The following is a 24,348-nucleotide window of genomic DNA, read 5'->3' as shown; positions in this document are numbered from 1 at the left end:
CCTTGTTTTGCGGACAACTTGCGCTGCACACGCAGGCTTGGCAAGCATCGCGGTATGAGCGATGCGCCGCACCTGCTGATCATCTGGCACAGTCGCACCGGGGGCAGCAAAGCGCTTGCGCGAGCGGCCGGCGATGGGATCACCACAGTGCGCCTGATCGCCGCAGGCGACGTGACGCCGGACGATCTCCTCGCCGCTGCGGCTTATCTGTTCGTGGGCCCCGAAAATCTCGCCGCGCTGTCGGGCGCGATGAAGGAGATGTTCGACCGCTGTTACTACCCGTGCCTCGGCAAACTCGAAGGCCGCCCCTATGCGACGATCATCTGCGCGGGCTCGGACGGCGAAAATGCCCAACGCCAGCTCGACCGGATCGCCACCGGCTGGCGGCTGCGCCGCGTCGCCGATCCGATGATCGTGAACACCGCCGCCCAGACCCCCGAGGCCATCCTCGCGCCCAAGACGATCCCCCCGGACCGCCTTGCCGAAGCCCGCGACCTTGGCGCAGCGCTTGCCGAAGGAATCGCAGCGGGGATTTTCTAGGCAAAGCGGCACGGCAAAACCCTACTGTATTGCGGTTATAATACAGATAAGGTCGATGATCGGTCAAGGAAAGAAGGTCCGCGACCGGTCGCGGGCAGTCTGCCCCTATTCCCGCGCGCCGAACAGCGCTGTCCCGACGCGCACATGCGTCGCACCCAGCATCACCGCGGTCTCATAGTCCCCGCTCATGCCCATCGATCGCAGCGGCAGGCCGTTCCGTTCCGCGAGCTCGTCGAGCAGCGCGAAGTAAGGCGCGGGTTCGATATCGGCGGGGGGAATCGCCATCAGCCCGGCGATTTCCAGCCCTGCCTCTTTCGCCTCAGCCAGCAGCGCGGGAAGGTCCGCGACGGCACAGCCGCCCTTCTGCTCCTCGTCGCCGATATTGACCTGAACGAACAATTGCGGCCGCTTGCCTGCCTTGTCGCTGGCTTTCGCCAGCGCCTGTACCAGCGACGGGCGGTCGACCGAATGGATCGCATCGAAAAGCTCGACGGCTTCTTCGGCCTTGTTCGACTGGAGTTGGCCGATCAGGTGGAGCGTGATCCCGTCGGCTTCGGCGCGGAGTGCGGGCCATTTCGCGGCCGCCTCCTGTACGCGGTTCTCGCCGAATTGACGCTGGCCGGCGGCGATCAGCGGGCGAATGGCGGCCGCATCTTGCGTCTTCGACACCGCGATCAGGGTGATGTCGCCAGCCTTGCGCTGTGCGCGTTTTGCTGCCTCGGCAATGTTCGCCGTCACCGCTGCCAGCCTGTCCGCCGCGTCTTTCATATGCTGTCCCTTGATGCATAAGCGTTGCGCGCGCGTTGCGTGCGCCCGCGACGCGCCTATAGGAAGAGCGATGGTCGGGCGCCACCCTTTCTCCCGCAAACTGCCGGACGTCTGGTTGTTCAGCGACGAGCGTATCGTCGCAGATATGCGCGTGCTTGCCGCCGCCCTGCCTCCGGGGAGCGGCATCGTCGTGCGCCATGACAGCCTGTCGGCCCGCGCGCGCTGGCGGTTGTTTCGCCGGCTCGCGCGAACGGCGCGGGCGCGGAAGCTGGTCCTGATCCTCGCCGCCGCCCCTGCGCTGGCCAGGCGCTGGGGCGCCGACGGTGTGCATCTGCGGCAAGCGGTCTCGCGCCGGGCGGGGCAGGCGCATCGCCTCGGCCTGGCGATCACCATGCCGGTCCACAATGTCCGCGAGGCACGCGCGGCAAGGCGCGCGCAGGCGCAGGGCGTGTTCATCTCGCCGCTGCACCCGACGCGCTCGCATCCCGGTGCACCCGCGCTCGGCCGGGCGGCGTGGCTGCGGCTCGCGCGGCTGGCGGGGGCGCAGCCGGTCGCGCTCGGCGGGATGACGCCCGCACGTGCGTGCGCGCTCAAACGGTCGGGCGGACTCAATTCCGGCTGGGCGGCGATCGATGCGTGGGAAGAAAAAGCGGCGAAGCGTCGCCGCTAGGCGCGTTTAGAAGCGGAAGGCCGTTCCGACATAGACCGCCTGACTGTCGCGGCGCGAATCGGTCAGCGGCTGGATGCGATCGTCGGCGCGGTACCGGACACCTGCCGTGACATCGATATTCTTGGTCACGCGATAGCTGCTGACGACATCGACATTCTGGTCATCGCCCGGCGCGGTAACGCGGTCGGTCGCGCCGGCCGGGTCGCTCGGCTGACTGAGCACGCGCGTTGCGAAGCGCGATTTCTTCTCGGCTTGCTCGGGTGCCCTGGCGACGGGCAGGTTCTTGATATCGACGCCGCGCGGCAGCGCCGGGGTCGCAAAGCGCTGGAAGCCCAGCGATGCGCCCAGATCATAGGCGACCGGTGCAATCGCGATCGGCGTGTTGGTGCGGCCGGCGGCGAGGCCGGTGGTGCGTGCGGCGCTCGATGCTTCGTCGCGGGCGCGGATCACGACGGTGATCGCACGGTTCTTGCGGTTTGCGTCGATCGCGGCGGGCGTGAAGGTGAAGCTGCCGCGCGCTTCGGCCGACATCTTGTTATAGCGTGCGATCAGCCGCTCGTCGCCCGAGGCGGGGGTGAACTGGCTGAGCAGGGTTTCGGACAATTGCGTGTCGCGGATGCGATCGGTGCGGCTCATTGCCGCGAGCGCAGGCGGAAGCGCGACTGAAATCGCCGCGGCGGCGAACAGCCCTGCTTTCCATATATGTCGCGAATTCCGCGCCATCAGTCTGCGACTCCATCCCCAATCGAATCGTCAGATAGGACCCTGGCGGGGATAATTCCAGTGATTCCCGAACGAATAGTCGCGCGCCCGCGGCTTTTCACCGAAGTTGTTGCGCGAATCCCACAGTGCCGTCCCAAGCTGACCTAAAGATGAATGCCGGGAAAGACGCGATTGCCGCGCTTGCCGGACGGCGGCAAGGGCGATAGAGACGCTGTCAAATTTGCAGCAGCGCGGCCTTCGCAGCGCTTATAAAGATAAGGTGTTCGGCATGTCCAAGCTTACCCTCCTTGCCTCGCGTTCGGCCACGCTGGCACTGCTCGGTGTCGCAGCGCTCGGCCTTTCGGCGTGCGCCGGCAAGGAAAAGCCGAAGGCCGACCTCGCGGCGTCGCAGGTCACGACCATCGGCGTAAACTCCTATCTGTGGCGCGCGTCGCTCGACGCCCTGTCGTTCATGCCGCTGCTTCAGGCCGACAGTTCGGGCGGCGTGATCATCACCGACTGGTACGCGAACCCGGCGAACCCCGGTGAGCGGATGAAGGTCACCGTGTCGATCCTCGACCGCGATCTTCGCGCCGATGCGATCCGCGTCGCGGCGTCACGTCAGGTGTCGCAGGGCGGTGCCTGGGTCGACGCGCCGGTACAGGCGGCGACGGTGCAGAAGCTTGAGGAAATCATCCTCACCCGCGCCCGCGACCTGCGCCGCGGCGCCATCGAAGGCTAATTCTCCGGCGCGCCGCCGCGCCGACAGACATCAACGGGGTAAGTGAAGAATGACCCGCGAAACGCGCTTTGGCGCCCTCGCAGCCGATGCCCGCTGGCAGGCCGCGTGGGACGCCGCGAACAGCTTTGCCACCAACGAATCGGGCGACAAGCCCAAAGCCTATATCCTCGAGATGTTCCCTTATCCCTCGGGGCGCATCCACATGGGCCATGTCCGCAACTATGCGATGGGCGACGTGCTTGCACGCTTCAAGCGGATGACCGGCCATGACGTGCTCCACCCGATGGGCTGGGACGCCTTCGGTATGCCGGCGGAAAATGCCGCGATGGAAAAGGGCGTCCACCCGGGCGGCTGGACGCGCGACAATATCGCCTCGATGCGCGGTCAGTTGAAGCGGCTCGGCCTTGCGATCGACTGGAGCCGCGAGCTCGCGACGTGCGAGCCAGACTATTATGGCCAGGAACAGTCGCTGTTCCTCGATCTGTTTGCGCACGGCCTCGTCGCGCGCAAGGAAAGCTACGTCAACTGGGATCCCGTCGATATGACCGTGCTCGCGAACGAGCAGGTGATCGACGGTCGCGGCTGGCGCTCGGGCGCGCTCGTCGAAAAGAAGAAATTGTCGCAGTGGTTCCTGAAGATCACCGATTTTGCCGAGGAATTGCTCGAGGGGCTCGAAAGCCTCGACAAATGGCCCGACAAGGTCCGGCTGATGCAGGAAAACTGGATCGGCAAGTCGCAGGGGCTCGAATTCTCGTTCAAAATGGCCGGCGGCGCGGTCGGCTTCGACGTCTTCACGACGCGCCCCGACACGCTCTATGGCGCGAGCTTCGCGGCGATCTCGCCCGACCATCCGCTCGCCGAGAGGCTGGCGAAGGATTCGCCCGAACTCGCGGCGTTCATCGAGCTATGCCGCCGCCAAGGCACCGCCGCCGAACAGATCGACACCGCCGAGAAGCTGGGCTTCGACACCGGCCTGTCGGTCGAACATCCGCTCGACCCCGCGCTGCACCTGCCGGTCTGGGTCGTGAACTATGTGTTGATGGACTATGGCACCGGCGCGATCTTCGGCTGCCCGGCGCACGACCAGCGCGACCTCGACTTCGCGCGGAAATATGAGCTGCCCGTCCACCGGGTGATCGCCGACGGCGAAGAGACCGCGCAGCATTTCACCGGCGACGAGGCCTATACCGGCCCCGGCAAGCTGGTGAACAGTCACTTCCTCGACGGCATGACCATCGACGAAGCCAAGGCCGCGATCATTGCGCGCGCGGAGCATGAGGGCTGGGGCAAGGGCACGACCGTGTGGCGCCTGCGCGACTGGGGCGTCTCGCGCCAGCGCTATTGGGGCACGCCGATCCCCTTCATCCATTGCCCGTCGTGCGGAATGGTGCCGGTTCCCAAGAGCCAGCTTCCGGTCGTGCTGCCCGAGGATGCCGATTTCTCGGTCCCCGGCAATCCGCTCGACCGCCATCCGACGTGGAAGCATGTCCAATGCCCGTCGTGCGGCGGCGAGGCAGTGCGCGAAACCGACACGCTCGACACCTTCGTCGATTCGTCGTGGTATTTCCTGCGCTTTGCCAGCTCGCCGGCCGACAAGCCTTTCGATCCCGAGGTGATCCGCCGCTGGCTGCCTGTCGATCAGTATATCGGCGGGATCGAGCATGCGATCCTGCACCTGCTCTATGCGCGCTTCTGGACGCGCGCGCTCGCGAAGCTCGGGATGATCGACATCAAGGAGCCTTTCGCCAGCCTGTTCACGCAGGGCATGGTGACGCACGAGACGTACAGCCGGCCGCAGGGCGAAGGCCTGCCGCCGCTCTTCTTCACGCCGACCGAGATCCTCCGTTCGGCGGACGGTGCGACGCTCGAATCCGATGGCGCGCCGGTCGATGTCGGCCGCGTGATCAAGATGTCGAAGTCGAAGAAGAATGTCGTCGATCCCGACGCCATCCTCGACCAGTATGGCGCCGACGCGGCTCGCTGGTTCATGCTCTCCGACAGCCCGCCCGAGCGCGACCTGCCATGGAGCGAGGCGGGGATCGAGGGCGCGTGGCGTTTCGTCCAGCGGCTGTGGCGTCTGTTCGGCGACACCGAAAATGCCGGCGATGGCGCCGAGGACAAGGCGCTGGCCCGCAAGCTGCACCAGACAATCGCCGGCGTCGCCGCCGATGTCGAGGCCTTGGGGTTCAACAAGGCGGTGGCGAAAATCCACGCGCTTGCGAACGAGATCGAAAAGGCAAAGCCCTCGGCCACGCGTGCAGAGGCGTGCCGGACGCTGATCCTGCTCGTCGCGCCGATGCTGCCGCATCTTGCCGAAGAGGCGTGGGCAGCACTGCCGGCCAGCCAGCGCACGACGGCGATGATCGCCGATGCCGCGTGGCCTGCCGCCGATCCGGCACTGCTCGTCGAAGACGAGGTGACGATCGCGATCCAGGTTGCTGGCAAGCTGCGCGATACGATGACGATCGCGAAAGACCTCGACAAGGATGCCACCGAAGCCGCGGCGCTGGCGCGTCCGCGCATCGTCGAGCTGCTCGGCGGCGCGGCGCCCAAAAAGGTGATTGTGGTTCCGGGCCGGCTGGTGAATATCGTTCCCTGATATGCGCGCTCTTCTGACCTCCTCGCTCGTTGCCGCCTCGCTGATGCTCGGCGGTTGCGGGCTCAGGCCGCTCTACGCGAACGGCGACAAGGGGGCGGTTGCGCAGGTTCTTGCTGATGTCGATGTCGCGCCGATCGAAGGACATTCGGGCTGGCTCGTCCGCAATGCGCTGCGCGACCGGTTGCAGGCCACCCGCGAAGGGCGTGAGGCCGGCAAGCGGCTGCGGCTCGATGTGCGGCTCGAGGATTCGATTACCGGCTTCGGCGTCCGTTCGGACGATGCGGTGACGCGCGAACGGCGCATGCTGCGCGCGCGCTACCAACTCGTCGATTCGGCCTCGGGCGAGGTGCTGCTCGACGCGACCGCCGCGCAGGACGCCGGAATCGACGTCGTCGGCAGCGAATATGCGACGATCGCCGCCGAATCGACCTCGCTCGAACGGCTGGCCTCGGGGGTCGCCGACCAGATCGTCGCACGCATCGCGGTCTTCGCGCATCGCGGCGGCGGCCAGTCGGCCGACACACCGGCGGCGCCCGCCCCCGCCGGGCAATGAAGAGCCTCAAACCCGCCGACCTCGAACGCCAGACGCGCCTCGACCCTGCGGTCCGTTTCATCCTTCTGACCGGCCCCGACGAAGCGACGATGGAAGCCGTCGCTGCGCATCTGATCGGCCTTGCGGGCAAGGACGCCGAACGGCTCGACCTGACCGGCTTACAGCTTTCGCAGGATCCCTCGCTGCTTGCGGCCGAAGCCGCGTCGATGTCGCTCTTTTCGCCCTCGCGCGTGATCCGTCTCGAAATCTCGGGCAGCGGTGATGACAGTCTGGCGGCGGTCGAGGCTTTGATCGCGGCCGATACCGCGATCAATCCGGTGGTTGCGACCGGGGCGTCGATCACCGCGAAGTCGAAACTCGTGAAACTGGTCGAGGGGGCGGATCATGCCGTCGCGGCCATCTGTTACCAGCCCGACCGCCGCGCGCTTGTCGGCATCGCGATGGGGGCGGCGCAGGAACAGGGGCTGCGGCTTGCCAATTCCGAAGCGCAATTGCTCGTCGATCTCGTCTCGGGCGATCAGGCGCTGATGCGCCGCGAGATCGAGAAGATCGCGCTCTATCTTGATGCGGCGACCGACCGGCAACGGCAGGTGACGGCGGCCGATATCGCCGCGCTCGGCGCCGCGACGCACGAAGAGGATGTCAGCGAATGCATCAATGTCGCGCTCGGCGGCAAGGTGCGCGAACTGCCCGCGATGCTCGCGCAGGCGGCGGCGGTCGGGGTTGCCGAAATCCGCATCATCCGCGCGCTCGCCATCCGTGCGATGCAGCTCGCGCGGCTGCGCGACGAGGTTGATGCTGGCGCCCACCCCGCGACCGTGGTCGCGGCGAAGAGCAGCGGCGTTTTCTGGAAGGAACGCGACGCGGTGACGGCGCAGCTTCACGTCTGGGATTCGGTGCGTGTCGCGCGGTTGATGACGCGGCTGCTCGATTGCGAACGGTCGCTCAAATCGTCGGGCACAGCAGGCGCGGTGCTGTTCCGCAAGCTGATGACCGACATCGCGCATCAGGCAGCGCGCGCGCGCTGATCGGTAACGCGCGGGCTGGCCCGCCACTTGTCGCTAAGGGCAAAAAAGAAACCGCCCGCTCACGGAAGCGAGCGGGCGGTCCCTTTACCGTAAACTACGCGATCAGAACTTGCCGCGCAGCGTCACGCCATAGGTCCGCGGTTCGGCAAGGAACTGCGAGAAGATCTGGCGGCCGCCCGGGAACTGCGGGTCGGCGAATGCCGTGGTCGTCGACGTCGCGCCTTCCTGGAAGGGCGAGTTGAAGGCGACCTGGGCATATTGCTTGTTGAAGATATTCTGGCCCCAGAATTCGATGCCCCACTTCTCGTCGGGACCGCGAATGCCGATACGCGCGTTGAACAGTGCGTAGCCGTCCTGTGCCTTCTGCGGGAACAGGTCCGACCCGGTGTTGTAATCGCTGGTCATGCGGCCATCGATATAGACGAGGCCGGTCAGGCCGCTGCTGCCGATATCGGGCGTCCAGGCGACGCTGCCGGTCGCGACCAGTTCGGGCGCGTTCGACAGATTGTTGCCCGGCAGCAAACGGAGCGCCTGATCGAGCGGAGCGCCCGAATCATTACCCACCAGATTGCTCCGATACTTGGTCCGGGCATAGGTCAGACCCGCGGTCATGCGGAAGCTGCGGGCCGGAACCAGCGAGGCTTCAAGTTCGAAACCCTGCGTGCGCACGCCATAGCTGACGTCGTCGGTCGGGCAGGCGCCCGTCGTTGCGGCCGCAGCATTATAGTTCGGCGCGCCCGTGAACTTGCTCTGATCGCGGTCGCCACCACCCAGGCTGCTCGAGCAGCCGTTGACGTTCTGCACCAGGAACACGGTTCCGTTGAAGGTGTTCAGCTGGAAGCTGCTGAAGTCCGACCGGAAGAAGGTCAGACCGGCGCTGAACGGACCGGTCGCATATTTGGCGCCCAGTTCGTAGCTGTTGACGGTTTCCGGATCAAACTGGAGATTGCCGACAAGACCCTGTGCGCCGCCGGGCGTTGCCGAGAACGGCAGGGTCGGAGCCTTGAGCGCCGAACGGTCGAGGTTGAACCCGCCTGCCTTGTAGCCACGCGAATAGCTAGCATAGAGCATCAGATCGTCGATCGGCTTGTACGACAGGATGGCCGTGCCGGTGAACTCGTCTTCGCTGCGACTGTCGCTGATCGAGACATTGTTGAGTTCGGCGGTCGAGTTGCCCTGACAGGCGAGACCGATCAGGCCGCCGAAAACCTGCTTTGCCGAGGCGGGGACCGCCGGATTGCTGAGCAGCGGAACGAGCTGGGTCTGGATGCTCGGGCAGGCGACGTTATCGTTGGTGAAGGTCGCGCCGAACTTCTTCTTGTCGTTGGTATACCGGACGCCGAAGGTGAAATCGAGCTTGTCGGTGACGTGGAAGATGTTGTGCGTGAACAGCGCCCAGTTCTTGCCGTTCTGGCGATACTGGTCGTCGATGCTGCCCTTGTCGCTGATCCCGTCGAGGGTCGCGAGGTTCGCGAGCACTGCCGGGCCGAGGGCGCCGAAGGCGCCATTGATCGCCGCTTGCCCGACACCCGGGATGATGCACGACGGATTGTTCGGCGAATAGAGAGCGGCGAGGGCGCTGCCCGAAATCAGGCGGCAAGCCGCGAACCGGCCATATTGTGTACCGAAGCGCAGATTGTCGCGAACCGTCAGCTTTTCATTGGCGTAGAAGCCGCCGACCAGCCAGTCGAGCTTGCCGTCGAAGGCCTCGCCCTGCAGGCGCAGTTCCTGCGTGAAGGTGTGGAACTGACGATAGCTGTCGTCGCTCGGCGCGCGATAGAGAATATCGACCGTGCCATAATCGACGTCGCCCGCCTGTCCCGACCGATATTCGCGATACGCGGTGATGGAGGTCAGCTTCGCGCCGCCGAAATCATAATCGATCTGGCCCGAGAAGCCGTAATCCTTGGTCTTGCCGGCATAGCTGCGGCCCGGGCTGACCGAGATATTGCGACTGTAACCCTGATTGAACGCGCCGATCGGCTGGCCGAGGTCGCGCAGCACATTGATGATGTTGTTCGTCGTCGGGGTCGACGCGACGCCCGCCGTGCTCGGATTGTTGAGGTTACCGATATAGGGATTGACCGCCGCGCTGACATAGGTGGCACCGCAGCATTCTTCATCGCGAGACGTATAGTCGGCGATCAGGCGGACTGACAGCGCATCAGTCGGTTCAAACAGCAGCTGGCCGCGCAGGAAATAGCGGTCGCGGTTGTTGATGTCGCGGCCATTGGTCGTGTCGCGCAGGAAGCCGTCGCGCTTCACCCACACGCCGTCGAGGCGCGCGGCGAGCGTATCGGTGATCGGCCCGGTGACGCTGCCGCCGAGGCGCCAATAATCGTAATTGCCATAGGTGACCTCACCCGTGGCGCCGAACTCGAAGCTCGGCTTTTTCGAATAGATGCTGATCAGGCCTGCCGACGAGTTGCGGCCGCCGAGCGTGCCCTGCGGGCCGCGCTGGACTTCGATGCGGTCGATTTCGCCGAGTTCGTTGAGGCCGATGCCCGAACGCGAGCGATAGACGCCGTCGATGAAGACCGGGACCGAGCTTTCGAGGCCGGGGTTGTCGCCGACCGTGCCGATGCCGCGAATACGCGCCGAACCGTTCGCTTCCGAGCCGGTCGACGACACGAGCAGCGACGGGGCGACCTGATTGAGCTGGCGGATGTCGTTCGCGCCGCTGTTCTGCAGCGTTTCGGCGCTGACGGCCGAGATCGCGACGGGGACGTCGGCAAGCCGCTGCGAACGGCCCTGCGCGGTAACGACGATCTCGTTGTTGGCGGTGTCGTCGGCAGTGGTGGTGTCGGCTGCGTCCTGGGCGAAGGCAGGTATCGATATCATCGTCACGGCGAGCGAGACGCCAAGCGCACTCGTACGCAAAAGACGCGCGGCTAGAAGGGAAGATTTCATGGTGGGCACTCCTCTCACAACTTTTGGTTTTTTTCGTTGCGGAGCGAACATAACCAAAAACATTGCGAGGCTTCCAGCGTCAGCCCTGCTTTTGCGTCGTTTCTGAAAAGGTGATGCTTTTTGGTCACAGGCGGGCGAGCATCTGCGCGGCGGCTACCGGCGCCGCGCCCCGACGGCGGTCCGGCTTGCCGTAGCGTCATCGTCCGCTTCCACGGCACAGGGTATCGACAGCAGCCGGCCGCGCGCGGCCAGCATCGCGCGATAGGGGCCGGAAAAATTCACGGCGATTGCAGGATCTTCGACGTCGAGGCCGCCGGTGAAGCTGCCAAAGGCGGGCAGAATCAGCCGCTGTCCATCGCCTGCGAAACAGGGCCGCGACATAGTCCGCCCACGTATGTTGAGGCGCAATTTGGGGTGGAAATGCCCCGAGATCTCGGGCCGCGTTTCGTGCGCGAGGCTCTGGTGACGAAAGACGATGCCGCCCGCGATCATTTCATCGACGACCTCGCCGCCCCACGCCCCCGCGGTCAGTCCGTCGTGATTGCCCGCGATCCATATGATCCGCGTCGCGGCGGCCTGCCCCGCGAGGCGCGCGGCGATTGCGGGGGCGATCCGTTCGGCGGCGGCGCGGTCGTGGAAACTGTCACCAAGACACCAGATCGCGCTGGCCCCCGTCGCCGCCGCGAGCTGCGCCAGGCGATCGAGCGTATCCTGGCTGTCATAGGGCGGCAGCGGCTGGCCGTGCGCCGCATACCAGCTCGCCTTTTCCAGATGCAGGTCGGCGACGATCAGCGCGTCCCGCGCCGGCCAGAACAGCGCGCGATCGGCGAGCATGTGAAAACGCTCGCCCGCGAAATCGAAAGTCACCGGGCCGGACATGCGGCCGCTATGGCAAGCCGCCTTCAGCGTCGCAAGCACTCTAGCTGCCGCGCATCGACTCGTTTGCGGCGAAGCGAAACCGCGTGCCGCTGTTCGCAGCGCTAGGCAGGTCGAAGACGACGCGGCGGTTGGCGAAATCGATCTCGACCCGGTCGAACAGCGACAGGCAATCCATGCCGAGCAACAGCGCCGGCCGGTCGTCGAGCCCCAGCGCGCGGAACGCCTGTGCGTCGGCAAAACTGACCCGCAGATCGTTGACGTCCATGCCGTGGATCATCATCCGCTTTATGATGGTGTGCGTCGCAGGGACGGCTTCGCCGGTCACCGCTTCCAGCGTCGTGGGGGTGAAGGCCGTGCGATTGAGTCGCCGGCCGGCAACCAGCTTTTGGAGCAGCCGGTTGCCGACGCTCGTCTGCGCGCCGGTATCGACGATCACGTCGATGCGTTTGCCGTCGAGCGTCGCATCCGAAAGGATCAGCCGTCCGCCGAGCCGCTTCGCAGTGACGACGATCGCATCGTCATCGCGGATGATCGGACGCGAACGCTTGCCCATCTCGACGATCGACATGCTCTGCTTGCGGAAATCGATCAGGACGCGGCGGTTCTCGAGCATATCGACCCCGATCAGCCCCGCGGCACCGATGTGCCGGCCGTCGAAGGCCGGCGCGTCGAAGCCATTGAGGCTGAGATTGGTCATCTGCAGCGCCGCGACCTGAAAGCTCGGCACCGTCAGCGCGCTGCCGATCGTCGCCAGCCGCAGCTTTTCGCCAGGCGCCAGCTTCAGCCGCTCGGCGAGTTCGCGCGCGATCACCGTGCGTTCGGCACCGGTATCGACAAGGAAGGAAAAAGGACCCTTGCCGCCGACCGTCACCTGCACCGACATCCGCCGCGTCGCATCGAGGTCAAAGGGCTGGATGACCGGAACGATCGCGCCGGTGACCGGATCGACGGTCATCTCGCCGGACGGAGTTGCTGGAACGGGCGCAGCAGGGGGTGGTGTTGCGGTGGGCGGCGTCGCGCCGAGCAGCAGGGGCGCGAGCAGCGGCAGCGCCCATCGAACGGATGGCTGAGTGGCTTCGATCATCGCCGGCATCCCCTTTATATTTGCCGTCAGTCTACGCCTCATCGCGTGACACAGCAAGCAGCGTCAGGGATGCATCGCCTCCGCCGCCAGCGCATCGGCCAGCTCGCCGAGCAACGCGTCGTCGAGGTCCGACGCGGCGACATTCTCGCGCCCGATCAGCACCAGCGCAGGGATCGCGAGCGGGCTGACGCGGTCGAGTCTCTTGTGCAGCATCGTACCCGCCGCGCGGTCGAGCAGGTCGCCGAGCCGCGCGACATCGGTCAGCCGCTCGCGCGCATCGGCCCAGGCCGCCTCGAGCAGCAGATGGTCGGGCTCATATTTTCTGAGCACGTCGAAGATCAGGTCGGTCGAGAAGGTCACCTGCTTGCCCGTCTTGCGCTTGCCCGGATGCTGGCGCTCGATCAGCCCGCCAATCACCGCAACCTCGCGGAACGCGCGTTTCAAAAGGTGCGAGCTTTCGACCCATTCGACGAATTCCTCGGACAGGATTTCGGCATCGAACAGGTTCGCGGGATGCTCGACCGGGCGCAGCGACCAGATCGCCAGCGCATAGTCCGACGCGGCGAAACCCAGCGGCTGCAGTCCCGCGCGCTCCATCCGTTTGGTGACCAGCATGCCGAGCGACTGGTGTGCATTCCATCCCTCGAACGGATAGCAGATCATATAATGATGACCCTCGTGCGGGAAGGTCTCGACGAGCAGCTCGCCGGGACGGGGCAGCACCGAGCGGATCTGCTGCATCTCCAGCCAGAAGCGGACATCTTCGGGAAAGCGCTGCCAGCTCGACGGGTCGGCGAGGAAGCCGCGCACCCGCTCGGCGAGCCGGGTCGACAGCGCCATGCGCGCGCCGACATAGCTCGGGATACGCGCGGGCCGAGTCGTCGCGCGGACGATCAGGTCGGTGTCGCGGATCGACTCGACCTCGAGGCTGAGCCCCGCAAAGGCGAAGGTGTCGCCGGTGACCAGCGTGCTCGCGAAATATTCCTCGACGGTGCCGAGCCGCCGCCCGTTTTTGAAGCGCACGTCGAGCGTCGGTGCGTCGACGATGATCCCCGCGTTCAGCCGGTGCTGCGCCGCGAGTTTCGGGTGCGCGATCCGCCAGCCGCCCTGCCCGTCGGGCGCAAGGCGGCGGAAACGGTCATAGCTTTTGAGCGCATAGCCGCCGTCGCGGACGAAGCCGAGCAGCCGGGTAAAGGTTCCGGCATCGATCCACTGATAGGGTGCGGCCGACCGGATCTCGGCAAGCAGCGCGTCTTCCCTGAACGGCGCGGCACAGGCGAGCGCCATCACATGCTGCGCGAGCACGTCGAGCGCGCCGGGGCGGAAGCGGTCGGCATCGCGCTCGCCCGCCTCGACCGCGTCGAGCGCGGCGCGTGCTTCCAGATATTCGAAGCGGTTCCCCGGCACGATCAGTGCCCTGCTCGCCTCGTCGAGCCGGTGATTGGCGCGTCCGATCCGCTGGAGCAGCCGCGACGATCCCTTGGGGGCGCCCATCTGGATGACGCAATCGACATCGCCCCAGTCGAGCCCGAGATCGAGGCTCGACGTCGCGACGAGCGCGCGGAGGCGCCCTTCGGCCATCGCCTGCTCGGCGCGCTGGCGGGCCTCGCGGTCGAGGCTGCCGTGGTGGATCGCGATCGGCAGGCTGAGGTCGTTGACCTTCCACAGCTCCTGAAAGATCAGCTCGGCGAGGCCGCGGGTGTTGCAGAAGATGATCGTCGTGCGGTTCGCTGCGACGACCTCCATCACCTGATGCACCGCCCAGCGCCCCGAATGCCCGGCCCACGGCACCGCGCCCTCGGGCAGCAAGATATCGATATCGGGATCGGCCCCCGCCTCGCCCTCGACGAGCGTGACCTTGCCCGCATCGGCATCGGGCGCCAGCCAGCCGCGATACTGGTCGGGATCGGCAATCGTCGCCGACAGGCCTACGCGGCGGAGGCCGGGCGCAATCTGCTGAAGCCGCGCCAGCGCAAGGCTCAGCAAATCGCCGCGCTTGCCCGGCGCAAAGGCATGGATCTCGTCGATCACCACCGTCTTCAGGTCGGCAAACATCGTGAAGCTGTCGGGATAGGAGAGCAGCAGCGACAGCGATTCGGGCGTCGTCAGCAATATGTTCGGCGGCCGGCTCCGCTGCCGCGCCTTCTTGTCCGACGAGGTATCGCCGCTGCGGCTCTCGACGCTGATGTCGAGATTCATGTCGGCGATCGGCCCCAGAAGATTGCGCTCGACGTCGGCGGCGAGCGCCTTCAACGGCGACACATAGAGCGTGTGCAGTCGGTCCGACGGATTGGCCGCAAGGTCGACGAGGCTCGGCAGGAACCCCGACAATGTCTTGCCCGCGCCCGTCGCCGCGACGAGCAGCGCACTCTCGCCGCACTCGCCCGCCGCGAGCATCTCGGCCTGATGCCGCCGCAGCCGCCACCCGCGCGCGGCGAACCAGTCGGAGAAGGTGGCGGGGAGGGACATAAGTGGAACGTGGGGCTGGGGAGGGGCGCGTGCAATGTTTTCTTGATCGTCGGCTAGCGACCGCTAACGGACATAGACCAGCGGCATTTTAACCTGCCGCCAAACGAAAAAGATACCGGTCAACAACCCGCAAAATGGAATTATCGTGACCCAATAGATGCCTTGATGATGGATCGGCGGAAAGGCCGCCACGGTGGCGGCAAGAACAATTGCTGGTGAGGTGACGCACCAGACGAACGGATGAGCCAAGATGCTTTTCGTGAACGTATGTAGGACCAGAACAGCGGCGGCGTAAAAGGGAATACCAATTACGAAAGCGGCTAAGAGAATCGTTATAAAATCCCGGCTATAGGATCCTGTGTAAGGTGGCGTTGATGGCGATAAGACGGATCCAACAAACGATGCGATCGAAAGCCCGGCAACCGTTCCAGCCGCCTGACATGCAGCTAGTCGGCCGCCCAACCTGTTCTTCGTAGCGCTAATCGCCATTGCAACACTATACCCATTCGGGTGTCAGCTTCCCACCCCAAAACCGACATCCTGCTAGAGCGTCTGGTTCATCTGCTTCAGAAGGCTGCGCCAATGTTCGCCCAGCCGCCGCTGGAACAGCATCAGCTCGAACCCGTGGCGTGCGACATGATTCTGCGGGATCGCATCCCAGCCGCGATGCTCGACCGTCACGCGCGTTTCGGCGCCGACCGGCTCGAATCGCACATCGACCTCGGTCGCCTGTTCGGGCGCGAAGCTCGGCAGCCGCCAGCCAAAGGCGAGCCGCTGGCCGGGCAACCAGTGGTGCACAGGTCCGATCTCCCACTCCTCGCCGTCGTCGAAGCGGGTGACCAGCCGCCCGCCGGGGCCTGAAGGGTCGAACCGCAGCACGCCGTCGCCCTTTGGCGACAACGGGAACAGCGGATGGCTTTTCCACCAGCACCCGATCCCGTCGGTGAACGCCGCGAACGTCGCGTGCGGGGTCGCCGCTACGCGCAGCGCGACGATCACCGCCGCGCTCATTCGCCTTTCTCGACATGCGTCTTGAACGCCGCGAGCTGATGCGTCCAGCGCGCCTCGGTCTCGGCGAGCCAGCGTTTGAGTTCTTCGGTCGCGCCGTCTTTCAGCGAATAGATGCGTATGCGCGCGTCGAAATGCGGATGGCCGTCCTCGACCAGCCCGCCTTCCTTCAGCGCGCGCAGGTGCCGGCTCATCGCGGGCGGCGCGAGGCCGAGCGCGTCGGCAAGCTCGCCCGCGCTGCGCGGCCGCTCGCCCAGCAGCTCGATCGCGCGCCGCCGTTTGGGATCGGCGATCGCGCCCAGCATCCGGTCGAGCGCGGCGCTCAATCGTCGAGCCGCGTCTTGGTGGTGAAGCCGCCCTCGGCGTCCCATTCGTCCGACGTTTTCGTCTCGACCGTGACGCCGAAGGTCCAGATATGCCCCTCGGGATCCTTGGCGCGATAAGTGCGGTCGCCGTAGAATTGGGTTTCGGGCCCGGCGATGATGTCAGCCCCGGCCGCGCGCGCCTTTTCGCAATGCGCATCGATATCTTCGTCCGTACCGAGCTGGACATGCACCGTCTGGCTGTTCTTGCCGCCAAGGTTCGCCGGGCTGCGATGGTCGTTGGACCATTCATTGCCGATCATGATTGTCGAGGCGCCATATTCCATCTCGCTGTGGGCAAGATTGCCGTCGGCATCGAGCAGCACGAAAATCGGCTCGAACCCGAACGCCTCCTCCAGCCAGCGGAAGGCCGCCTTGCTGTCCTTGTAACAGACGGCGCTCGAAAGCCCCTTCGCGCGATGGTCGGCCATGTCCTGTCTCCCGAGTCGGTGATTTGATTTCTACTTTATATAATATTTCTAGAAAAATGAAAATACATGCAATCGCGAATGAAGTTGCTAGGGAATGGGCCATGATCGATCTCGCACGCTGCGTCGCCGAAGCCTATGAAGTCGCCCTGCCGCACCGCGGGCAGGGGAAGGTCGCCGACTATATCCCGGCGCTGGCCAAGGTCGATCCGAACCATTTCGGCTTTGCCCTCGCGCTCCCCGACGGCACCGTCCACACCGCCGGCGACGCCGACATTCCCTTTTCGATCCAGTCGGTATCGAAGGTCTTCACGTTGGCACTGGCGCTGAAGCGCGTCGGCAGCACGCTATGGGACAGCGTCGGGCGCGAGCCGTCGGGCAGTGCGTTCAACTCGATCGTCCAGCTCGAAAGCGAGGGCGGTATCCCGCGCAACCCGCTGATCAATGCTGGCGCGATCGCGACGACCGACCGGCTGATCGACGGCCGCGACGGCGACGCGACGGTCGTGGAGATACTGGACTTCCTGCGGGCCCGCTCGGGTGACGACAGTGTCGCAATCGATCCCGAGGTCGCCGCGTCCGAATCGCAGACCGGCGCGCGCAATCGCAGCCTCGGCTATTTCATGCAGGCATTCGACAATCTGCGGCACCCGGTCGAAGACGCCGTCGGCGTCTATTTCCGCCAGTGCGCGATCGCGATGAACTGTCGCCAGCTCGCGCGCGCCGGCCTGTTTCTTGCGATGGAGGGCCGCGATCCGCTCACCGGCGAGCAGTTGATCGAGCCGCACCGCGCGCGCCGCATCAACGCGATCATGATGCTCTGCGGCCATTATGACAATTCGGGCGAATTCGCCTTCCGCGTCGGGCTTCCGGGCAAGAGCGGCGTCGGCGGCGGCATCCTCTGCATCGCACCCGGACAAGGCTCGATCGCGGTCTGGTCGCCGGGACTCAACGAGGCCGGAACGTCGCTCGTCGGTGCGATCGCGCTCGAACATTTCGCTTATGCGGCGGGCTGGTCGGTTTTCGATTAGAGCGCAGGTACCGGCTTGCAGCTTTCATGTGATATTGTAACATCGTCGCTCGAAAATGGGGGAGGGCGCGCGATGAAACGATATGCGATGGCGTTGGCGGCGACGGTCCTGCTGGGCGGCGCTGCACCGTCCAGCCTTGGCCTGTCGAAAGACCAGGTCGACAATTTTCTGATGAGCGGCACCTATTCGACCTACGAGCCGCAGCCGCTGACCCAATGGGATGCGGATGTTCGCAAGGCGTTGATCGCAAAGAACCGCGACGCTGCTATCGCCGCACTCGCGCCGCGTTACGGTCTTTCGGCGGCACAGATGACCGAATTGGTGGGCTTGTGGGTTCGGTCGGACGCGATGGCCTTTGAAACGATCCGGAATGAAGCGAGTGCTTCGGTGAAGCCCGCGATCCGGCGGCGCCTGCTTGCTCTCGTTGCGGAGGCGCGGTCCGATCTGGTGGTCGAAGCGGCCGCCGTCGCGCTCGACCGGCTCGGCGACTGTCAGCCGGCCGATTTCGACGCGCTGGTCGCCGGAGCCAGCGACCGCCGCCGCGACGCGTGGCTCGTCGTGAACAGCGCGCCGTGTGGCGGGCATTTTCTCCGTGCCGCCCGTATTGGCGAGAGCCCCTTTCTGCCGCCGCTGATCCGCGCGGCCGATTATGGCGTGATCGCGCCGGTCGATGCCTTGGCGCTCTATGCCTGGCTGATCTCGCCCGAGGCGCTCTCGCGTGTCGCCGAAAGTGATCGCGATGCGCTGAAGGCGCGGCTCGTTCTGCTCTATGCTGGAAAACTCTTCGACACCGGGCAGAGCGACGCAGCGGTCGCGCTGGTCGATTCGCAGCCGGAATCGGTCAAGGCCTTGCTGCGCGCAGGAGAGATCGGCGCGGCAACCGCGACCGTCGATGGCGTGCAGATGACGTTCGACAAGGAGGACGGCGCGCGCGCGACAATGCTCGATCTCGTGTCGGCCTATGCGCTTGCTGGTCGCCGCGCCGACGCCGTCGCGCTGTTCGCCGCGGTCGGCGACCCCGTCGCTGCCGAACGCGCGTTCCGCTGCCGCTGGAATTATTCGGCGGAGAAAAGCGCCTCCACCACATGCCGCGACGAAGAGGATCGCGACTGGCTCAGCCAGATGTTGCTGATCCAGTTTCTCGACCATCCGGACGAGGATCCCTATCCACTGGCCGAGGCGGGGTTTTCGAGCCATGGCGACGGCGAAGGGCCGCCCGACCTGATCTGCCGGATCTTCGACCCCACCGCCTTTCCGGGTATCTGCGCCGATGCCCGGCGCTCGATCGCCTATGCGACCGAGGTCGAGGGCGATCATTATGACGCGGAGGAGAAGACCGCGCTCGGCGCCGAGCTTGCCGCGCTGGGTTTACCGGGCTTCGCCGAACGCCGCGTTACCTATGGCGCGGCGTTGCGGACGATCGCGGAGGGCTCGGGGCAGGAGGTCGCCGCGCCGCGCCGCGCACAGGCGAGCGTCGATCCCGATCCCTCGCCCTTCGCCGCGCAGCCGCTCCCCGCCACGGTGCGTGCGGGCGTGCGAAAGGCATCGGACTGGCCGAAGGACGCGGCATCCCTGCCCGACGATTTCATGCCGCTGCGCTTCGAGCGCGCGGGAAATCGGGCGGCAGCGATCAGCCTGTCGCAGAATTTCGATCCGGTCGGTGAGGTGTCGGGCGGCGGTTATTGGGTCCATCTGTCGGACGATGGCGGACGTCACTGGCAGGCGCCGCTCTATACCGGCCTTGCCGACCGCTTTCCTTACGTGGTCCCGTCCGAGGCGCGCATGCCGCTGCTCGGCGAGGATGGCGCGATCAACCTCGAGGTCGAGGTCGCGCTGATCGACACGGCGTCGATCACCTATCCGCCGGTGGCGCTCGCGACCCGGCGCAAGCAGGCCGATCTCTATCTTCGCCTGCCGATCGCCGACCTGGAGCGCGACAGTGACGGCGATGGCTTCACCGACATCGCTGCGCAACATCTGCTGCTCGACCGGACTGGCGCGGCGGCACCGATGCTGATCGGCGCACGAAAGGCCGAAGCCTGTCCACCGATGAGCAACGGGCAGGGCGCGCAAATCGCGCTGCTTGCAAAATTGTTCGACGTGCATGCGGCGCCGATCGTCGAACCGCTCGACATGTCCGGTGCAGACATCGGACAGCGAATGGCCAACTGGGGCGGTGCGACCGCGGGTCCGGCGCGCCCGATCTTCCTGCTCGGCGATCCGGCCGACTTCGCGTGCCTGCAGAGCGACCGGCCGATCATCGTCTATTCGCGCCAGCACCAGGAGGAGCTTGCGCGCAAAAGTCCCGATTTCCATCCGGTCACGATGCCGCAGATCATTTTCAACCGCGCGCGCGATCGCGGCTATGTCGAATGGTCGGCGGGCTGGACCGGTGGCACCTTTCGTCTGCGGCTGGAAAAGAATCGCTGGCGGATCGAAACGATCGGTAGCTGGATTACCTGATCGAACCGTCGCTCAATCGTCGTTGAGCAGCGCAAGCTTCACGCGCGCGGTGCCGCTGCGGTGCATGCCGATTTCGCGGGCGGCGGCGTGGCTGATGTCGATCACCCGGCCGCGGGAGAAAGGTCCGCGGTCGTTGATACGGACGACGACGCTGTCGCCGTTCGATACATTGGTCACGCGCACCTTGCTGCCAAAGGGAAGCGAACGATGCGCCCCTGTCATCTGCCGCGGATCGAAGCGTTCGCCGCTCGCGGTGCGGTTGCCGGCGAGTTCGTCGCCATAATAGCTTGCCATTCCGCCGTCGATTTCGGTGAAATCGGGAGCCTCTGCGGCCGGTTCGTCGGTCGCTTGCATATCCTGAGCCGCGGCCGAAACCGTCAGCAGCATCGGTATCAACAGGGCTGAAAAGACCCGCATGACATCCTCCCCTTTTCGGTGGAGGGCCAAAAGCAGCGGCGGCCCGACAAGGCAAGCCGCCGCGCGCTGGATCGAACCTAATTTACGTCAGGATGGTATCAAACGTCGAGATTCGCGACCGACAGCGCATTGGTCTGGATGAAGTCGCGGCGCGGTTCGACCTCGTCGCCCATCAGCTGTTCGAAGATGCCGTCGGCGACGTCGGCCTGCTCGGTCCTGACGCGCAGTAGCGAGCGGTTCGACGGGTCTAGCGTCGTTTCCCACAGCTGTTCGGCATTCATCTCGCCCAGCCCCTTGTAGCGGCTGATCGACAGCCCCTTGCGGCTGTGCGCGAAGATCGCGTCGAGCAGCTCGGACGGGCGCGTGACCGGATTGGCCTTGGCGGTCGTGGCCGCGGGCAGATCTTCATCGTCGCTTTCGGTGGCTTCGACCTCGACGGTTGCCGTACCGGTTGCCTTGACCAGCCGGCCGGGGCGGGCATAGCTTTCGGCCTGTTCGCTCGCGAGCTTGTGCAGGCGGCGCGCTTCCTGGCTCTGCAGGAAGGCGGCGTCGATCGCATGATGGTCGCTGACCCCGCGCCAGCGTCGTTCGAGCGTATAGCCACCGCCTTCGACGGCTTCGACGGTCCAGACGGCCTCGGCTCCGCCGGTCAGCGCACGTTCGGCGGCGTTGAGCCATGCGGCGGCGGTCGCGGCTGCGCTGTGGCGTCCCGCCGTGTCGAGTGCGGGATCAAGAGCTCCGGCAAAGGCCAGTGCTTCGATCAACCCGTGATCCAGGCTGCGCGGGACATAGCGCATCAGGGCGCGCAGGCGCCGGCCATGCTCGACCAGCTCGCGCAGATCGTTGCCCGATCGCGCCCCGCCCGGGGTTTCGAGCAGCAGCGCGTCGATGCCCGCATCGACGAGATAGTCCTCGAGCGCGCTGTCGTCCTTCAGATAAACCTCGCTCCGGCCCTTCGCGACTTTGTACAGCGGCGGCTGGGCGATGTAGAGATGGCCGGCCTCGATGATCTCGGGCATCTGGCGATAGAAGAAGGTGAGCAAGAGCGTGCGGATATGCGCGCCGTCGACGTCGGCGTCCGTCATGATTACGATCTTGTGATAGCGCAGCTTTTCGAGATTGAATTCGTCGCGGATCCCGGTGCCGAGCGCCTGGATTAGCGTGCCGACTTCCTTCGACGAGATGATGCGGTCGAAGCGCGCGCGCTCGACGTTCAGAATCTTGCCCTTCAGCGGCAGGATGGCCTGCACGTGCCGGTCGCGGCCCTGCTTCGCCGATCCGCCTGCCGAGTCACCCTCGACCAGAAAGAGTTCGCACTTGCTGGGATCGCGTTCCTGACAGTCGGCGAGCTTGCCGGGCAGGCTCGCGATATCCATCGCGCCCTTGCGCCGCGTCAGTTCGCGCGCCTTCTTCGCGGCTTCGCGCGCCGCGGCGGCGTCGATGACCTTCTGGATCACCGCCTTTGCGTGCGCCGGATTTTCCTCCAGCCATTCGGTCATCCGGTCGGCCATCAGGCTTTCGAGCGGCTGGCGGACTTCGGACGAGACCAGCTTGTCCTTGGTCTGCGAGCTGAACTTCGGGTCGGGCAGCTTGACCGAGACGATCGCGGTCAGGCCTTCGCGCATATCCTCGCCGGTCAGGCTGACCTTTTCCTTCTTCAGCATCCCCGACTTTTCGCCATAGCCGTTGAGCGTGCGCGTCAGCGCGGCGCGGAAGGCCGCGAGGTGCGTGCCGCCGTCGCGCTGCGGGATGTTGTTCGTGAAGCAGAGGACATTTTCATAATAGCTGTCGTTCCACTCGAGCGCGACGTCGATGCCGATGCCGTCGCGCTCGCTGCTGATCGCGATCGGGTCGGGGAGCAGCGGGGTCTTGTTGCGGTCGAGATAGCTGACGAACGCCGCGATCCCGCCCTCATAGAGCAGATCGTGCGACACATGTTCGGCGTGGCGCGCGTCGACCAGCTTGATGCGGACACCCGAGTTCAGGAAGGCGAGCTCGCGATAGCGATGCTCGAGCTTTTCGAAGTCGAATTCGAGAACATTCTTGAACGTGTCGGTCGAGGCCTGGAAGGTCACGCGCGTGCCCTTCTTGCCCGAGGGGGCGGGGCCGTTGACCTTGAGTGGCGCGACCGAATCGCCATGTTCGAAGCGCATCCAATGCTCTTCGCCGTCGCGCCAGATCGTGAGTTCGAGCCATTCCGAAAGCGCGTTGACGACGCTGACGCCGACGCCGTGCAGGCCGCCCGACACCTTGTAGGCATTGTCGTCGCTGGTGTTCTCGAACTTTCCGCCCGCATGAAGCTGGGTCATGATGACCTCGGCCGCCGAAATGCCTTCCTCGGCATGGATGCCGGTGGGGATACCGCGGCCGTTGTCCTCGACGCTGACCGACCCGTCGCTGTTGAGCGTGATCAGGACGAGGTCGCAGTGGCCGGCAAGCGCTTCGTCGATCGCATTGTCCGACACCTCGAACACCATATGGTGCAGACCCGACCCGTCGTCGGTGTCGCCGATATACATGCCAGGCCGTTTGCGAACCGCGTCCAGGCCCTTCAGGACCTTGATCGAATCGGCGCCATAGGCGTTTGCGTTGGGCTGTTTGGAGGCGCTTTCGGGCGCGCTGTTCTCGGGGGTGTCTGTCATATCGATTATATAGGGTCGAGGGGCATAAAACCCAAGCGAAAATGCGCCTCTCCGCGTTTTCCGATGGGCCGTTGCGCCCGCCCGTCGCGGCGGCTAGTTTCGGGGCATGAAACATCGTCTCCCGACCCCCTTCGCCGTCCTCCTGATCGCCTCGCTTGCCGCGTGCAGCCAGCCTGCGCCGCCCGCCGACAACGCGCCTGCCGTAACGGGCGAACCACTTGCCGCGCGTGCGGTGATGATCGGCACCGAAGGGGCGAGCCTGCCCGCCTGCGCGAGCACCAGCCAGGTCAAGACGGGCGGCACCGACGTCTATTGGGCGCCGGGCGAGACGCGCGCGGTCAAGGCGAAGATCGCCGGCGGCGCAAAGGTGTCGGTGTGCGAAGCGACCGACGACGATGCGTGGTTCGGCGTCGTCTTTGCCACGCCGGGGATCGACCCCGACCTGTGTGGCGTCGGCCGGCCGGTGCAGAATGCCCGCGAATATCAGGGTCCCTGCCGCTGGGGCTGGATCAAGGGCGGTACCGTCCAGCTGGGCGGCTAGGCCGCTTCGCCTATCGGCAATCCTCGATCACGCGGCCGATTTCGGACTGTACGGGCAGCGTCAGCGCGCCGTTCGCCGATTCGAGCGCGAAGCGGCCGCGGCTGAAGGCGATACGATCGAGCCTTATATCGCGGCTCGGCACCGTCGCGTTGCCACCGTCGAAGCGGATCTGGTCGGTCCCCGCGCTTGTGCGCAGCGCGACATTGCCGTCGAGCGCCGAGGTCAAGCGGATGCCGCCGCCGGCGCAGCTCATCGTCAGCAAGGCGTTCGCGCTGCCCGCCTGGGCGAAGGTCGCGGTCCGGCTGCCCGCGTCATAGCGCCAGGTGCCGGGGTTCACCGCTCTGTCTTCCCACGATTTGCTCGCTGGCGCCGGCGCGGGTGCCGGTGTCGGCGCCGGTATCGGTCGCGGGGCTGGCGGCGGCGCGGTCGGCGTCGGCACGGCGGCGCAGCCTGCCATCATAAGCGCGATCGTCACTGCGATGCCGAGTTGCGCCTGTCTATGATGCATCTTC

At 65.6% G+C, this 24,348-nt stretch carries 21 protein-coding genes; 9 read left to right on the top strand and 12 right to left on the bottom strand.

Annotation, left to right across the window (positions count from 1 at the left end; all coding sequences use genetic code 11):
- The first annotated feature begins 54 nt into the window (after window positions 1-54).
- Window positions 55-540 carry a flavodoxin family protein gene (locus ACQY80_RS06780; protein WP_428684912.1) on the top strand — a complete coding sequence of 162 codons (486 nt, stop codon included), beginning with the start codon at window positions 55-57 and terminating at the stop codon, window positions 538-540.
- 105 nt (window positions 541-645) lie between these two features.
- On the opposite strand, the gene ACQY80_RS06775 is transcribed toward ACQY80_RS06780, so the two are convergent.
- The gene (locus tag ACQY80_RS06775; protein WP_428684910.1) at window positions 646-1,308 is read right to left on the bottom strand and encodes a YggS family pyridoxal phosphate-dependent enzyme; all 663 of its coding nucleotides are present in this window, start codon (window positions 1,306-1,308) and stop codon (window positions 646-648) included.
- A 70-nt stretch (window positions 1,309-1,378) separates the two neighbouring features.
- Here ACQY80_RS06775 and ACQY80_RS06770 point away from each other — a divergent pair, with 70 nt between their 5' ends.
- Complete coding sequence (locus ACQY80_RS06770; protein ID WP_428684908.1) at window positions 1,379-1,978, top strand: thiamine phosphate synthase; 600 nt, start codon at window positions 1,379-1,381, stop codon at window positions 1,976-1,978.
- 6 nt (window positions 1,979-1,984) lie between these two features.
- On the opposite strand, the gene ACQY80_RS06765 is transcribed toward ACQY80_RS06770, so the two are convergent.
- Complete coding sequence (locus ACQY80_RS06765; protein ID WP_428684906.1) at window positions 1,985-2,701, bottom strand: hypothetical protein; 717 nt, start codon at window positions 2,699-2,701, stop codon at window positions 1,985-1,987.
- A 268-nt stretch (window positions 2,702-2,969) separates the two neighbouring features.
- Here ACQY80_RS06765 and ACQY80_RS06760 point away from each other — a divergent pair, with 268 nt between their 5' ends.
- Genes ACQY80_RS06760 through holA form a run of 4 tightly spaced genes read left to right on the top strand, consistent with a single transcriptional unit; the run spans window position 2,970 to window position 7,602 of the window.
- A complete protein-coding gene (locus tag ACQY80_RS06760; RefSeq protein WP_428684904.1) occupies window positions 2,970-3,422 on the top strand; it encodes a DUF3576 domain-containing protein in 453 nt (150 codons plus the stop codon).
- 49 nt (window positions 3,423-3,471) lie between these two features.
- Window positions 3,472-6,021 (top strand): leucine--tRNA ligase, encoded by a 2,550-nt coding sequence (gene leuS / locus ACQY80_RS06755; RefSeq protein WP_428684903.1) that lies wholly within the window; start codon window positions 3,472-3,474, stop codon window positions 6,019-6,021.
- A gap of 1 nt (window position 6,022) precedes the next feature.
- The gene (gene lptE, locus ACQY80_RS06750; RefSeq protein ID WP_428684901.1) at window positions 6,023-6,574 is read left to right on the top strand and encodes an LPS assembly lipoprotein LptE; all 552 of its coding nucleotides are present in this window, start codon (window positions 6,023-6,025) and stop codon (window positions 6,572-6,574) included.
- Window positions 6,571-7,602 carry a DNA polymerase III subunit delta gene (gene holA / locus ACQY80_RS06745; RefSeq protein WP_428684899.1) on the top strand — a complete coding sequence of 344 codons (1,032 nt, stop codon included), beginning with the start codon at window positions 6,571-6,573 and terminating at the stop codon, window positions 7,600-7,602. The genes lptE and holA overlap by 4 nt, the downstream gene beginning before the upstream one ends.
- Before the next feature lie 102 nt (window positions 7,603-7,704).
- On the opposite strand, the gene ACQY80_RS06740 is transcribed toward holA, so the two are convergent.
- The 7 genes from ACQY80_RS06740 to ACQY80_RS06710 form a co-directional block, all read right to left on the bottom strand.
- Window positions 7,705-10,512, bottom strand: coding sequence for a TonB-dependent receptor (locus ACQY80_RS06740; RefSeq protein ID WP_428684897.1), 2,808 nt, complete (start codon window positions 10,510-10,512; stop codon window positions 7,705-7,707).
- A 153-nt stretch (window positions 10,513-10,665) separates the two neighbouring features.
- The gene (pdeM, locus tag ACQY80_RS06735; protein WP_428684896.1) at window positions 10,666-11,391 is read right to left on the bottom strand and encodes a ligase-associated DNA damage response endonuclease PdeM; all 726 of its coding nucleotides are present in this window, start codon (window positions 11,389-11,391) and stop codon (window positions 10,666-10,668) included.
- 40 nt (window positions 11,392-11,431) lie between these two features.
- Entirely contained in the window at window positions 11,432-12,475 is a 1,044-nt protein-coding gene (locus ACQY80_RS06730) for an aspartyl protease family protein (protein WP_428684894.1), read from the bottom strand.
- Window positions 12,476-12,538: 63 nt separating this feature from the next.
- On the bottom strand, window positions 12,539-14,944 hold the full coding sequence (locus tag ACQY80_RS06725; protein WP_428684892.1) for a ligase-associated DNA damage response DEXH box helicase: 2,406 nt from the start codon (window positions 14,942-14,944) through the stop codon (window positions 12,539-12,541).
- Window positions 14,945-15,487: 543 nt separating this feature from the next.
- Window positions 15,488-15,955: an SRPBCC domain-containing protein gene (locus ACQY80_RS06720; protein WP_428684890.1), complete on the bottom strand. Its 468-nt coding sequence runs from the start codon at window positions 15,953-15,955 to the stop codon at window positions 15,488-15,490.
- Entirely contained in the window at window positions 15,952-16,278 is a 327-nt protein-coding gene (locus tag ACQY80_RS06715) for an ArsR/SmtB family transcription factor (protein ID WP_428684888.1), read from the bottom strand. Before ACQY80_RS06715 ends, ACQY80_RS06720 begins: the two co-directional genes overlap by 4 nt.
- Entirely contained in the window at window positions 16,275-16,745 is a 471-nt protein-coding gene (locus tag ACQY80_RS06710) for a VOC family protein (protein ID WP_428684886.1), read from the bottom strand. The genes ACQY80_RS06715 and ACQY80_RS06710 overlap by 4 nt, the downstream gene beginning before the upstream one ends.
- Window positions 16,746-16,846: 101 nt before the next feature.
- On the opposite strand from ACQY80_RS06710, the gene ACQY80_RS06705 reads away from it, so the two are divergent.
- Both ACQY80_RS06705 and ACQY80_RS06700 read left to right on the top strand, forming a co-directional pair.
- Window positions 16,847-17,773, top strand: coding sequence for a glutaminase (locus ACQY80_RS06705; RefSeq protein ID WP_428684884.1), 927 nt, complete (start codon window positions 16,847-16,849; stop codon window positions 17,771-17,773).
- A gap of 72 nt (window positions 17,774-17,845) precedes the next feature.
- On the top strand, window positions 17,846-20,236 hold the full coding sequence (locus tag ACQY80_RS06700) for a hypothetical protein (RefSeq protein WP_428684882.1): 2,391 nt from the start codon (window positions 17,846-17,848) through the stop codon (window positions 20,234-20,236).
- Between the two features lie 12 nt (window positions 20,237-20,248).
- On the opposite strand, the gene ACQY80_RS06695 is transcribed toward ACQY80_RS06700, so the two are convergent.
- Together ACQY80_RS06695 and gyrB are read right to left on the bottom strand one after the other, a co-directional pair.
- Complete coding sequence (locus tag ACQY80_RS06695) at window positions 20,249-20,653, bottom strand: septal ring lytic transglycosylase RlpA family protein (protein ID WP_428684880.1); 405 nt, start codon at window positions 20,651-20,653, stop codon at window positions 20,249-20,251.
- Window positions 20,654-20,751: 98 nt separating this feature from the next.
- Window positions 20,752-23,295: a DNA topoisomerase (ATP-hydrolyzing) subunit B gene (gyrB, locus tag ACQY80_RS06690; RefSeq protein ID WP_428684878.1), complete on the bottom strand. Its 2,544-nt coding sequence runs from the start codon at window positions 23,293-23,295 to the stop codon at window positions 20,752-20,754.
- A 106-nt stretch (window positions 23,296-23,401) separates the two neighbouring features.
- On the opposite strand from gyrB, the gene ACQY80_RS06685 reads away from it, so the two are divergent.
- Window positions 23,402-23,836: a hypothetical protein gene (locus ACQY80_RS06685; protein WP_428684876.1), complete on the top strand. Its 435-nt coding sequence runs from the start codon at window positions 23,402-23,404 to the stop codon at window positions 23,834-23,836.
- Window positions 23,837-23,846: 10 nt separating this feature from the next.
- Here ACQY80_RS06685 and ACQY80_RS06680 read toward each other — a convergent pair whose 3' ends face one another.
- Window positions 23,847-24,344, bottom strand: coding sequence for a hypothetical protein (locus tag ACQY80_RS06680; RefSeq protein WP_428685772.1), 498 nt, complete (start codon window positions 24,342-24,344; stop codon window positions 23,847-23,849).
- Window positions 24,345-24,348 lie beyond the last annotated feature (4 nt).

It is taken from the genome of Sphingopyxis sp. (assembly GCF_965279755.1).
Taxonomy (GTDB): domain Bacteria; phylum Pseudomonadota; class Alphaproteobacteria; order Sphingomonadales; family Sphingomonadaceae; genus Sphingopyxis.
Note: the sequence above shows the minus strand (reverse complement) of the source record. Positions and strands in the feature narration are given on the sequence as shown.

Excerpts from the sequence above, each read along its gene's own strand:
- ACQY80_RS06720 (WP_428684890.1), bottom strand. The coding sequence starts at position 15,955 with ATGAGCGCGGCGGTGATCGTCGCGCTGCGCGTAGCGGCGACCCCGCAC.
- ACQY80_RS06725 (WP_428684892.1), bottom strand. The coding sequence starts at position 14,944 with ATGTCCCTCCCCGCCACCTTCTCCGACTGGTTCGCCGCGCGCGGGTGG.
- ACQY80_RS06740 (WP_428684897.1), bottom strand. The coding sequence starts at position 10,512 with ATGAAATCTTCCCTTCTAGCCGCGCGTCTTTTGCGTACGAGTGCGCTT.
- ACQY80_RS06780 (WP_428684912.1), top strand. The coding sequence starts at position 55 with ATGAGCGATGCGCCGCACCTGCTGATCATCTGGCACAGTCGCACCGGG.
- ACQY80_RS06770 (WP_428684908.1), top strand. The coding sequence starts at position 1,379 with ATGGTCGGGCGCCACCCTTTCTCCCGCAAACTGCCGGACGTCTGGTTG.
- ACQY80_RS06765 (WP_428684906.1), bottom strand. The coding sequence starts at position 2,701 with ATGGCGCGGAATTCGCGACATATATGGAAAGCAGGGCTGTTCGCCGCC.
- lptE (WP_428684901.1), top strand. The coding sequence starts at position 6,023 with ATGCGCGCTCTTCTGACCTCCTCGCTCGTTGCCGCCTCGCTGATGCTC.
- pdeM (WP_428684896.1), bottom strand. The coding sequence starts at position 11,391 with ATGTCCGGCCCGGTGACTTTCGATTTCGCGGGCGAGCGTTTTCACATG.
- ACQY80_RS06760 (WP_428684904.1), top strand. The coding sequence starts at position 2,970 with ATGTCCAAGCTTACCCTCCTTGCCTCGCGTTCGGCCACGCTGGCACTG.
- ACQY80_RS06705 (WP_428684884.1), top strand. The coding sequence starts at position 16,847 with ATGATCGATCTCGCACGCTGCGTCGCCGAAGCCTATGAAGTCGCCCTG.
- ACQY80_RS06710 (WP_428684886.1), bottom strand. The coding sequence starts at position 16,745 with ATGGCCGACCATCGCGCGAAGGGGCTTTCGAGCGCCGTCTGTTACAAG.
- ACQY80_RS06700 (WP_428684882.1), top strand. The coding sequence starts at position 17,846 with ATGAAACGATATGCGATGGCGTTGGCGGCGACGGTCCTGCTGGGCGGC.
- ACQY80_RS06775 (WP_428684910.1), bottom strand. The coding sequence starts at position 1,308 with ATGAAAGACGCGGCGGACAGGCTGGCAGCGGTGACGGCGAACATTGCC.
- ACQY80_RS06695 (WP_428684880.1), bottom strand. The coding sequence starts at position 20,653 with ATGCGGGTCTTTTCAGCCCTGTTGATACCGATGCTGCTGACGGTTTCG.
- holA (WP_428684899.1), top strand. The coding sequence starts at position 6,571 with ATGAAGAGCCTCAAACCCGCCGACCTCGAACGCCAGACGCGCCTCGAC.
- ACQY80_RS06680 (WP_428685772.1), bottom strand. The coding sequence starts at position 24,344 with ATGCATCATAGACAGGCGCAACTCGGCATCGCAGTGACGATCGCGCTT.
- ACQY80_RS06685 (WP_428684876.1), top strand. The coding sequence starts at position 23,402 with ATGAAACATCGTCTCCCGACCCCCTTCGCCGTCCTCCTGATCGCCTCG.
- gyrB (WP_428684878.1), bottom strand. The coding sequence starts at position 23,295 with ATGACAGACACCCCCGAGAACAGCGCGCCCGAAAGCGCCTCCAAACAG.
- ACQY80_RS06730 (WP_428684894.1), bottom strand. The coding sequence starts at position 12,475 with ATGATCGAAGCCACTCAGCCATCCGTTCGATGGGCGCTGCCGCTGCTC.
- leuS (WP_428684903.1), top strand. The coding sequence starts at position 3,472 with ATGACCCGCGAAACGCGCTTTGGCGCCCTCGCAGCCGATGCCCGCTGG.